General features: G+C 73.1%; 11 protein-coding genes and 1 rRNA gene. 3 read left to right on the forward strand and 9 right to left on the reverse strand.

The window, feature by feature from the left end; translation table 11 throughout:
- Positions 1-32: 32 nt before the first annotated feature.
- The 3 genes from MTF65_RS20950 to MTF65_RS20960 are packed head-to-tail and all read right to left on the reverse strand — an operon-like array spanning position 33 to position 2084.
- On the reverse strand, positions 33-956 hold the full coding sequence (locus MTF65_RS20950; protein ID WP_374207267.1) for an NAD kinase: 924 nt from the start codon (positions 954-956) through the stop codon (positions 33-35).
- Positions 957-967: 11 nt separating this feature from the next.
- Positions 968-1780 (reverse strand): TlyA family RNA methyltransferase, encoded by an 813-nt coding sequence (locus MTF65_RS20955; protein WP_243630416.1) that lies wholly within the window; start codon positions 1778-1780, stop codon positions 968-970.
- 7 nt (positions 1781-1787) lie between these two features.
- Positions 1788-2084 (reverse strand): hypothetical protein, encoded by a 297-nt coding sequence (locus MTF65_RS20960; RefSeq protein ID WP_243630417.1) that lies wholly within the window; start codon positions 2082-2084, stop codon positions 1788-1790.
- Between the two features lie 64 nt (positions 2085-2148).
- Here MTF65_RS20960 and MTF65_RS20965 point away from each other — a divergent pair, with 64 nt between their 5' ends.
- Positions 2149-2496, forward strand: coding sequence for an alkyl sulfatase C-terminal domain-containing protein (locus tag MTF65_RS20965; RefSeq protein WP_243630442.1), 348 nt, complete (start codon positions 2149-2151; stop codon positions 2494-2496).
- 199 nt (positions 2497-2695) lie between these two features.
- Here MTF65_RS20965 and MTF65_RS20970 read toward each other — a convergent pair whose 3' ends face one another.
- The 4 genes from MTF65_RS20970 to MTF65_RS20985 form a co-directional block, all read right to left on the reverse strand.
- Positions 2696-3517 (reverse strand): ABC transporter ATP-binding protein, encoded by an 822-nt coding sequence (locus tag MTF65_RS20970; RefSeq protein ID WP_374207268.1) that lies wholly within the window; start codon positions 3515-3517, stop codon positions 2696-2698.
- Positions 3518-3522: 5 nt separating this feature from the next.
- On the reverse strand, positions 3523-4602 hold the full coding sequence (locus MTF65_RS20975) for an iron chelate uptake ABC transporter family permease subunit (RefSeq protein WP_243630419.1): 1080 nt from the start codon (positions 4600-4602) through the stop codon (positions 3523-3525).
- On the reverse strand, positions 4599-5660 hold the full coding sequence (locus MTF65_RS20980) for an iron ABC transporter permease (RefSeq protein ID WP_243630420.1): 1062 nt from the start codon (positions 5658-5660) through the stop codon (positions 4599-4601). Before MTF65_RS20980 ends, MTF65_RS20975 begins: the two co-directional genes overlap by 4 nt.
- A 77-nt stretch (positions 5661-5737) precedes the next feature.
- Complete coding sequence (locus tag MTF65_RS20985; protein WP_243630421.1) at positions 5738-6775, reverse strand: HAD hydrolase-like protein; 1038 nt, start codon at positions 6773-6775, stop codon at positions 5738-5740.
- 88 nt (positions 6776-6863) lie between these two features.
- On the opposite strand from MTF65_RS20985, the gene MTF65_RS20990 reads away from it, so the two are divergent.
- The gene (locus MTF65_RS20990) at positions 6864-8135 is read left to right on the forward strand and encodes a DUF1015 family protein (RefSeq protein WP_243630422.1); all 1272 of its coding nucleotides are present in this window, start codon (positions 6864-6866) and stop codon (positions 8133-8135) included.
- Between the two features lie 76 nt (positions 8136-8211).
- Here the strand turns inward: MTF65_RS20990 and MTF65_RS20995 are convergent, their stop codons facing one another.
- Positions 8212-9075 (reverse strand): tetratricopeptide repeat protein, encoded by an 864-nt coding sequence (locus tag MTF65_RS20995; protein WP_243630443.1) that lies wholly within the window; start codon positions 9073-9075, stop codon positions 8212-8214.
- 15 nt (positions 9076-9090) lie between these two features.
- On the opposite strand from MTF65_RS20995, the gene MTF65_RS30730 reads away from it, so the two are divergent.
- Positions 9091-10254 carry a hypothetical protein gene (locus MTF65_RS30730; RefSeq protein ID WP_374207269.1) on the forward strand — a complete coding sequence of 388 codons (1164 nt, stop codon included), beginning with the start codon at positions 9091-9093 and terminating at the stop codon, positions 10252-10254.
- A 40-nt stretch (positions 10255-10294) separates the two neighbouring features.
- Here MTF65_RS30730 and rrf read toward each other — a convergent pair.
- Positions 10295-10381 (reverse strand): 5S ribosomal RNA (gene rrf, locus MTF65_RS21005); the annotation flags it as partial.

The raw sequence follows: 10381 nt of genomic DNA on the forward strand, positions 1-10381 counted from the left end.
GATGTGCTAATAGAGCGCTGATGGAGTCCGGATCAGTGCGGCGCCCCGCGCCACCCGGACACGGGAAGCGCGAACTTCGCCACGAGCCGGTCCGTGAACGACGCGTGATGCAGCCGGGCGAGCCGCACCGGCACCGCGCCCCGGCGGACCTCCACCCGGGCCCCGGACGGCAGCGTCATCGTGCGCCGGCCGTCACACCACAGCACCCCGTGCGGGACACCGGCCTGCACCTCCACCGCCAGCACCGAGGTCGGTGAGGTGACCAGCGGCTTCGCGAACAGCGCGTGCGCGCTGATCGGCACCATCAGCAGCGCCTCCACCTCCGGCCAGACCACCGGCCCGCCCGCGGAGAAGGCGTACGCCGTCGAGCCCGTCGGCGTGGCGCAGACGATCCCGTCACAGCCGAACGCGGACACCGGGCGCCCGTCGATCTCCAGGACCACCTCCAGCATCCGCTCCGGGGACACCTTCTGGACGGCGGCCTCGTTGAGCGCCCAGTCCTGGTGGACGACGTCCCCGTTGGTCCGCACGATCACGTCGAGGGTCATCCGCTCCTCGACCTCGTAGTCGCGCGTCACCACCCGGTTCACGACCTTGTCCAGGTCGTCCCGCTCGGCCTCGGCGAGGAACCCCACCCGGCCCAGGTTGACGCCCAGCATCGGCACCCCCGAGCCGCGCGCGAACTCCGCGCCGCGCAGCAGGGTTCCGTCCCCGCCCAGCACGATCAGCAGCTCACAGCCGTCGAGCGCCTCGGGCGTGCACTCGTCCACGAGCTCCACCTCGGGCGGAAGCGGCAGGTCCACCGCCTCGTACCGCGCGACCCGCACCCCCAGCCCGCTGCGCAGCAGACCGCGTACGACCAGCTCGGCGCTCCGGATGGCCGCCGGCCGCCCGGTGTGCGTGAGCAGGAAGACGGTCCGCTCACCCGGAGCCCGCTCCCCCAAAGAATCTGTCACTGCAGAATCTGTCACTGCGGCCCCTCCGCCACTGCACGGTCAACATCCGCCGGGTCGAGTGCCGGTGCCCCCGCCCTCAGCCACAGAAAGTACTCGACATTGCCCGACGGCCCCGGCAGCGGGCTCGCCGTCACCCCGAGCACACCCAGCCCCAACTTCCACGCCTGCGCGGCGACTTCCCGTACCGCCTCGGCGCGCAGCTCGGGACTGCGCACCACGCCGCCGCTGCCGAGGCGCTCCTTGCCGACCTCGAACTGCGGCTTGACCATCAGCACCAGGTCCGCGTCCGGGGCGCAGCACCGGACGAGCGCGGGCAGCACCAGTCCGATCGAGATGAAGGACAGGTCTCCGACGACCAGGTCCACCGGGCCGTCGATCATCTCCACCGTCAGTTCGCGGACGTTCGTCCGGTCCTTGACCGTGACCCGGTCGTCGCTCTGCAGCGACCAGGCGAGCTGCCCGTAGCCGACGTCGACGGCGACGACATGGGCCACGCCCGCACGCAGCAGCACATCGGTGAAGCCGCCCGTGGAGGCTCCGGCGTCCAGGGCCCGGCGGCCCTCGACGGCGAGCCCCCGGGGCTGGAAGGCCGCCAGCGCGCCCGCCAGCTTGTGGCCGCCGCGGGAGACGTAGTCGGGGTCGCTGTCGTCCTTGAGGACGACGAGCGCCGCGCTGGTCTCGACCTGGGTGGCCGGCTTGGTCGCGGTGGCGCCGCCGACGGTCACCCGGCCCGCGGCGATCAGCTGGGCCGCGTGCTCGCGCGAGCGGGCCATGCTGCGGCGTACCAGTTCGGCGTCCAGGCGGCGTCGTGCCACTCCTGCCACGTTCGGTTCAGCTCCTGTTTTCGTACGGTCCGGGGACGGGCGGTGCGTCCAGCGCGGTCAGCGCGTCACGCAATCCCCTGTGCACATCCTCGTACACCTCGACGTGCCCGTCCGCCGTGAGGTGGTCCGCGTCCGACAGCCGCTCCAGGTGCGCGTCCACCCCGGAGTGGCCGGTGGGGGTGCGTACGACGCCCAGCGGGGCGGGGCCCGCGGGCGCGGCGGCGGCCTCGGCGGACTCCGCGGAGCGCTCCGGCGCGGACTCCTCGGGGACGTCCGGAGCGGTCCCGGACACTTCGTCGGTCATGCCCAGACGCTACCCCGTAGCGCGCCGCGACCACGCATGGCTCTGCGGTACGGTCGTGATCACGATGGCTACGATCGAGGAGTGCCGCGCGGCACTCGACCAACTCTCCGGCAACCTGGCGCGGACCGACGGCGACGTGCGCGGCAGGGCCGCCCTCGACCGCTCCCTGAGCTGCCACATCACCGACCTGGACCAGACCTTCACCGGCCGCCTCGACGACGGCCGGATCCGCGTGGACGCGCTCACCCCCGGCCCGCCCGCCACCAAGGCCGACATCCGGCTCGCGATGACCGGCGACGACCTGGTGGCGATGGTCGCGGGCGAACTCAAGTTCGCCAAGGCCTGGGCCTCCGGCCGCATCACCCTGGAGGCCGGCTTCCGCGACCTACTCCGCCTGAAAAGCCTCCTCTAGCCCCCCCGGCCCGGCACACCCAGCCCCGCCGGCACACCCAGCCCCGCCGGCGCTTGAGGCGCGGGGCCCGGGGCGGAGCCCCACATCCAGCCCCGCCGGCGCTTGAGGCGCGGGGTCCGGGGCGGAGCCCCACATCCAGCCCCGCCGGCGTTTGAGGCGCGGGGTCTGGGGCGGAGCCCCAGGAGACGGCCCGCGCCCGCTACTCGGCCCGAGCCGTCACACGGGCCTTCCGCGCCGCCGGAATCACCAACGGGGTACCCGTCTCCGGATCGGAGATCACCCGGCAGCGCAGCCCGAAGACCCGTTCCACCAGCTCGGCGGTGACCACCTCGGCCGGCGGCCCCTCCGCGACGACCTCCCCGCCCCGCAGGGCGATCAGGTGCGTGGCGTAGCGCGCCGCGTGGTTGAGGTCGTGCAGCACCGCGACCAGCGTCCGGCCCTGGTTCTCGTGCAGCTCCGCGCACAGGTCCAGCACGTCGAGCTGGTGCTGGATGTCCAGATAGGTCGTCGGCTCGTCCAGCAGCAGCAACGGCGTCTGCTGCGCCAGCGCCATCGCGATCCACACCCGCTGGCGCTGCCCGCCCGACAGCTCGTCCACGGCCCGGCCGGCGAGCTCAGCGACCCCGGTGGAGGCCATCGACTCGTTGACGATCCGCTCGTCCTCCTCCGACCACTGCCGCAGCAGCCCCTGGTGCGGGTAGCGGCCGCGCGAGACCAGGTCGGATACCGTGATGCCGTCCGGCGCGATCGAGGACTGCGGGAGCAGTCCCAGGGTCTTGGCGACCTTCTTCGCGGGCAGCGACCCGATGGCCCGCCCGTCCAGCAGCACCCGCCCGGCGGACGGCTTCAGCATCCGCGACAGGGCGCGCAGCAGCGTGGACTTGCCGCACGCGTTGGGGCCGACGATCACCGTGAAGGAGTTGTCGGGTATCTCCACCGACAGGTTCTCGGCGATGACCCGCTGCTCGTAGGCGAGGGTCACGTTCTCCGCGGTCAGCCGCTGCACTTGCGTACTCCTCATATCCGTCATATCCGTCCCGCCTTGCGCTCGGCGACGAGCAGCCACAGCAGGTACACACCACCGACGAGCCCCGTCACCACACCCACCGGCAGCTGGTCGGCGCCGAAGGCCCGCTGCGAGGCCCAGTCGGACAGCATCAGCAGCACGGAGCCCATCAGGGCACCCGTCAGCAGGCCCGCCCCGGGCGACCGGGCCAGCCGCCGGGCCAGCTGCGGCGCGGCCAGCGCGACGAAGCTGATCGGCCCGGCCGCGGCGCTCGCCGCGGTGGTCAGCAGGATCGCGGCCGCCATCAGCAGCAGCCGGGTCCGCTCCACCCGCACCCCCAGGGCGTACGCGGCGTCGTCACCCATCTCCATCATCCGCAGGGCCCGGCCCTGGCCGAGGATCAGCGGGAACAGCACCGCGCAGGCCGCCAGCAGCGGCCACACCTGCTCCCAGTCCCGGCCGGCCAGCGAGCCGGTCAGCCACACCATCGCCCGGGTCGCGTCCACGACCTGGGCCTTCGTCAGCAGGTACTGGATCGCGGCGACGAGCATCGCGGACGCGCCGATGCCGACGAGGACCAGCCGGTAGCCGTGGATCCCCCGCTTGTACGCGAGCAGGTACACGGCCAGGCCGGCGACCAGGCCGCCCACCAGGGCCCCGGCCGCCACCTGGGTGCCGTCGCCCTTGAACAGGATGATGGCGACGAGCGCGCCGACCGCCGAGCCGTGCCCGAAGCCGAGCAGGTCCGGGGAGCCGAGCGGGTTGCGCGAGACGGACTGGAAGACGGCGCCGGACATCCCGAGGGCCGCGCCGACCAGCAGGGCGACCAGGACCCGCGGCAGCCGCAGGTCGTTGACGATGAAGTCGTCGGCGGGCGTTCCGTTGCCCAGCAGGGTCCGCACGACGTCCCCCGGGGCGATCTGGAAGTCGCCGGTGCCGATGAGTACGACGGCCAGCGCCAGCGCCGCGGCGGCGAGCAGCAGCCCCACGGCCGCCGCGCGCCGCTCCACGCGCAGGGACGTCCCGCCGGGGAGCCGCAGCGGCCGGGGCCCGGGCCCGGCGGGCCGGCCGCCCGCCCGGGACTTCGTGGGCACGGTCACAGCTGGGCCATCCTCTTGCGCCGAACCAGGTAGATGAAGACGGGGCCGCCGATGAGCGCGGTGACGATGCCGACCTGCAATTCCGCGGGCCGGGTGACGACCCGTCCGACGACGTCGGCGCCGAGCAGCAGTACGGGCGACAGGACCGCCGAGTAGGCGAGCACCCAGCGCATGTCCGGCCCGGTGAAGAACCGTACGAGGTGCGGGATCATCAGACCGATGAACACGATCGGCCCGCAGGCGGCGGTGGCGGCCCCGCACAGCAGGGTGATGGCGGCCATGGCGCCGATCCGGGTCCGCGTCAGATGGGCTCCGAGCGCCCGGGCGGTGTCGTCGCCCATGGCCATCGCGTTGAGCGGGCGGCCCAGCGACAGCGCGAGCACCGCGCCGACCGCCAGGAACGGGGCCACCTGCGTGACGGTGTCCATGGTGGCCGAGGCCAGCGAGCCCACCGTCCAGAAGCGGAGCTTGTCCAGCGCCGTGCTGTCCATCAGCTGCACGGCGTTGATGTAGCCGACGAGGGCCGCGCTGGCCGCCGTACCGGCGAGGGCCAGGCGGACCGGGGTGGCGCTGCGGCTGCCGCCGAGCACGTACACGACGACGGAGACGGTGCCGGCGCCGAGGAACGCCCACCAGACGAACTCGCTGAGGGAGCCGGCGCCGAGGAAGCTGATCGCCGAGACGACGGCGGCCGCGGCGCCCGCGTTGACGCCGAGGATGCCGGGCTCGGCCAGCGGGTTGCGGGTCAGCGCCTGCATCACCGCGCCGGACAGGCCGAGACCGAGGCCGACCAGCAGCCCGAGGATGGTCCGCGGCACCCGCAGGTCCCGTACCACCACGTCGGAGGGCGTCCCCGAGTAGTGGAACAGCCCGTGCCAGACCTCGTCGAGCGGCATCTGCTTGGCACCCACGGCGATGCTCGCCACCGCGATCAGGGCCAGCACCGCGAAGGCGGCCAGCAGACCGGCGGCGCGCGCGCCGTGGCGCGCGCGGAGGGCGGTGGCCGCGGCGGGCGCCGCGCCCTGTTCGGGGGGACTTTCGAGACTCTCGACCAACACGGAAGTTAGGTTAGCCTACCCTCCGCCCGACAAGATCCCCCGGTCGGCCCGGCAGCCGCCGGCGTGCCCGCCCGGGCTCAAAGCCCCAGCCTGGCGAGCGCCTTGTCCGCGTCCAGGCCGCACGAACCCTCCCCGGCACGCGTCCAGGCCGCCGCGCAGAGCGCCCGCAACCCGTCGAGCGGATCCCCGTCCTCCCCGCGCAGGTCCAGTACGTCGTCCAGCGCGACCGCGGTCCAGCCCCCGCAGCGGAAGCCCTCCCCGGCCGCACCCACGACCTCCGGCTGACCGGTCAGTAGCCCCCGCAGATCCCGGTCCACGTACGTCGGCCGGTGCCTGGGCTCCGCCCGCAGCAGCAGCTCCGCGTCCGTCACCCCGGTCAGCACCAGCAGCGAGTCCACCTCCCCGTTGAAGGCGCCCTCGATGTCGGTGTCCAGCCGGTCCCCCACCACCAGCGGCCGCTTCGCCCCGGTCCGCAGCACCGTCTCCCGGTGCATCGGCGGCCACGGCTTGCCCGCCACCTGGGGCACCGCGCCCGTGGCGATCCGTACGGCCTCCACCGCCGCCCCGTTGCCCGGTGCGATCCCGCGCGCCGACGGAATCGTCAGATCCGTGTTGGACGCGAACCACGGCACCCCGCGGTTGATCGCGTACGAGGCCTCCGCGAGCCGCCCCCACGGCAGGTCGAAGCCCCCGAACCCCTGGACGACCGCCGCCAAGCCCTCCTCATCGGCCGACTCCACCGGCACGAGCCCCCGCTCGCGCAGCGCGACCCGCAGCCCGTCGCCGCCGATCACCAGCACCTTCGAGCCCGCCGGCACCTGGTCCGCGATCATCCGGGCCACCGCCTGCGCCGAGGTGACCACCTCGGCGGCCTCGCTCGGGATGCCCAGCTCCGTCAGGTGCGCGGCCACCGCCTCAGGCGTCCGCAGCGCGTTGTTCGTGACGTACGCGAGGTGCATCCCGCCGGCCCGGGCCGCCACGAGCGAGTCCACGGCGTGCGCGATGGCACGACCGCCCGCGTACACCACCCCGTCGAGGTCCAGGAGAGCCGTGTCGTAGGCCTGGTGCAGACTCCGCTCACTGCCCGCGGGACGGGTCCTGCGCTGCCGGGTCATCGTGCCCCCTCCTCATACAATCGATCTTGTCTCATTTCCGCACTCCCCCGATCATCCCGCACGCCGAGACGCGTCTTACCATGCACCAATGACCACTTCAGACACCGCGGAGCGCGGGCTGCGGCTGATCCCCTTCCACGGACTGCGCTATGTCCCGGAGCGTGTGGGCAGCCTCGCCGCCGTCACCTCACCGCCATACGACGTGGTCGTGCGCCCCGACGGAGTCGACCACCTCGAATCCGCCGACCCCCACAACATCGTCCGCCTGATCCTTCCGCAGGCCGCCACCCCCGCCGCGCGCAACGAACAGGCCGCGCGCACCCTGCGCCACTGGCTCTCCGAGGGCATCCTCAGCGCCGACGCGGAGCCCGCGCTGTACGTGTACGAGCAGCGCAAGGGGGACCTCCTCCAGCGCGGCGTCATCGGCGCCCTGGCCCTGTCCGCCGCCGAGGCCGGCATCGTACTGCCCCACGAGGACGTCATGCCGGACGTGGTCACCGACCGGGCCGGCCTGATGCGCGCCACCTCCGCCAATCTCGAACCCCTCCTGCTCACCTACCTCGGCGACGCCCCCGACGAGGGCGCGGCGGAGGTCGTCGAGCGGACCGCGCAGCGCGCGCCCCTCCTCTCCACCACCACCGAGGACGGCTTCCGGCACCGCCTCTGGTCCATCACCGACCCCGCCGAGCTGGCCGCCGTCACCTCGGACCTCGGCCACCGTCAGGCCCTCATCGCCGACGGCCACCACCGCTGGGCGACGTACCTGCGCCTCCAGCAGGAACACCGGTCCCCCACCGGCTGGGACTTCGGCCTGGTCCTCCTCGTCGACACCGCCCGCTACCCGCTCCAGGTCCGCGCCATCCACCGGATGCTGCGCCGCCTCCCCGTAGCCGACGCCCTGGCCGCGCTGGACGGTTCCTTCCGGGTCCGCCCCGTCGACGGCCCGCTCCCGCGGGCCCTGGATGCCCTCGCGGCCGCCGCGGCGGAGGGCAACGCCTTCCTGCTGACCGGCGACGGCGCCTTCCACCTGGTCACCGACCCCGACCCGGCGCTCATCGACCGCACCGTGCGCCGCGACCGCCCCGAGGCCTGGCGCCGGCTGGACGCCACCGTGCTCCACGCGACCCTGCTCGACACGCTGTGGCACGTCCCCGACGCCCCCGAGCACATCGCGTACATCCACGACACGGAAGCCACCATCGCCATGGCCGAGCGCCACGGAGGCACCGCCGTGCTGCTCCACCCGGTACGGGAGGACGTGGTCCGGGACCTGGCCCGCCAGGGTGTCACCATGCCGCGGAAGTCCACCTCCTTCGGACCGAAACCGGCCACCGGCCTGGTGCTGCGGAGCGTGGACTGAGGCCCCTGGAAACGCGAAAGGGCGGTACCCCCGAGGGGGTACCGCCCTTTCCTTTCAGCTGTCTCAGCTACGTCGACTAGGCCTTGTCGCCGGCCTGGCCCCGCTCGTCGTCCTCGTCCTCGTCGCCGACGACGATCTCGTCGGTGACGTCCACATCGGCGGCGGAGTCTTCGAGGGGCTCGTACTCCTCGTCGTCCTCGTCGTAGTACTCGGCCTGGTCCGAGGCCCGCTCGGCGGCGGCCACCTCGGCGGCATCCGCCTCGTCGCCCTCGTCGCCCTCGTCGTCGGCAAGGTCCGCGTCGTCGTCGTGCATCGCGTCGACGAACTCGACTCCGTCCAGCTCGGCGAGCCGGTCGGAGGCGTCCGTGGCCCCGTCCTTGTCCGCCTCGAGGGTCTTGCCGAACCACTCGCGCGCCTCGTCCTCACGACCGGCCGCCAGCAGGGCGTCGGCGTAGGCGTACCGCAGACGCGCGGTCCACGGGTGGACGGTGTTGGAGGCGAGCTCGGGGCTCTGCAGGGTCACGATCGCGGCGTCGAGCTGCCCCAGGTCGCGCCGGGCACCGGCTGCGACGAGACGCATCTCGACCTGACCGGCCTTGTCCAGCTTCTGCACCTCGGGCTCGCCGGCCATGGCCAGGGCCCGCTCCGGACGGCCGAGGCCGCGCTCGCAGTCGGCCATGACGGGCCACAGCTCGACGGAACCGGTCATCCGCTTGGCGGCGCGGAACTCCGCGAGCGCCTCGCTGTACTTCTGCGTGGCGTACGCGGCGAAGCCGGCGGCCTCGCGCACGGCGGCGACACGGGAGGCCAGCCGCAGAGCGATGCGCGAGTACGCGTACGCCTGCTCCGGGTCGTCGTCGATCAGCCGGGCCACCATGACCAGGTTGCGGGAGACCTCCTCGGCCAGGCCCTTCGGCAGGCTCAGGAGCTCCTGACGCACGTCGGCGTCGATCTCGTGACCGGTGATGTCCTCGTCGATCGGAAGCCGCTTGACCGGGTCCCGGTCGCGGTCCGCGCGGAAGTCGCGGTCTCCACCCCGGTCGTCACGCCCGCCACGGTAGCCACCGCGGTCGCCACCTCGGTCGTCGCGGCGCGGGTAGGACGGACGGTCGCCGCCGGTGGGACGGCCGCCACGGTCGTCACGACCACCGCGGAAACCACCACGCTCATCGTCACGACGGGGGTACGAGGGACGCCCGCCGCGCTCGTCGTCACGACGCGGGTACGACGGACGCTCCCCACCACGGTCGTCACGGCGGAAACCGCCGCCGGCGCCACCGGTCGGACGGCCACCACGCTCATCGTCACGGCGCGGGTAGCTCGGACGCTCCCCACCACGGTCGTCACGACGCGGGTACGAGGGACGGTCCCCGCCACGGTCGTCGCGGCGCGGGTAGGAGGGACGGTCGCCGCCGGTGGGACGGCCGCCACGGTCGTCACGACCACCGCGGAAACCACCACGCTCGTCATCACGACGCGGGTAGGACGGACGGTCCCCACCACGGTCGTCACGACGGAAACCGCCGCCACCACCGGTCGGACGGCCACCGCGCTCGTCATCACGACGCGGGTACGAGGGACGGTCCCCGCCACGGTCGTCACGACGGAAACCGCCACCACCACCGGAGGGACGCCCACCACGCTCGTCATCACGACGCGGGTACGAGGGACGGTCGCCACCACGGTCGTCACGACGCGGGAAGGACGGACGGTCCCCACCAGTGGGACGGCCGCCACGGTCGTCGTCACGGCGGGGGTAGCTCGGACGGTCACCACCGCGGTCGTCACGACCACGGAAGCCGCCGCCGCCACTGGCGGGGCGCCCGCCACGGTCATCACGGCGGAAGCCGCCACCGGCGCCACCGGTCGGCCGGCCACCACGGTCGTCGCGACGGAAGCCGCCACCGGAGGGGCGGTCACCGCCACGGTCGTCACGGCCCCCGCGATAACCGCCCCTGTCACCACCGTCGTTGCGCCGAGGCTCGCGCTCCGGACGATCGTCGGGAGAGTTGGACATGGGTGTTGCTCCTGTCTTCGGGGTACCGCTAGTCATTCTCGCGCAACCAACCCATGGCCGCGCTTCGGCGTAAAGATCTACAAAAACAAAAAGGACCCTTGATCCAGCGTTGAACGCTGGACCAAGGGTCCTTTGAAAGATTGTTCGGCGGTGTCCTACTCTCCCACAGGGTCCCCCCTGCAGTACCATCGGCGCTGAAAGGCTTAGCTTCCGGGTTCGGAATGTAACC

The organism is Streptomyces sp. APSN-46.1 (assembly GCF_022815725.1).
Taxonomy (GTDB): Bacteria; Actinomycetota; Actinomycetes; order Streptomycetales; family Streptomycetaceae; genus Streptomyces.

Excerpts from the sequence above, each read along its gene's own strand:
- MTF65_RS20960 (WP_243630417.1), bottom strand. The coding sequence starts at position 2,084 with ATGACCGACGAAGTGTCCGGGACCGCTCCGGACGTCCCCGAGGAGTCC.
- MTF65_RS20965 (WP_243630442.1), top strand. The coding sequence starts at position 2,149 with ATGGCTACGATCGAGGAGTGCCGCGCGGCACTCGACCAACTCTCCGGC.
- MTF65_RS20970 (WP_374207268.1), bottom strand. The coding sequence starts at position 3,517 with ATGAGGAGTACGCAAGTGCAGCGGCTGACCGCGGAGAACGTGACCCTC.
- MTF65_RS20985 (WP_243630421.1), bottom strand. The coding sequence starts at position 6,775 with ATGACCCGGCAGCGCAGGACCCGTCCCGCGGGCAGTGAGCGGAGTCTG.
- MTF65_RS20990 (WP_243630422.1), top strand. The coding sequence starts at position 6,864 with ATGACCACTTCAGACACCGCGGAGCGCGGGCTGCGGCTGATCCCCTTC.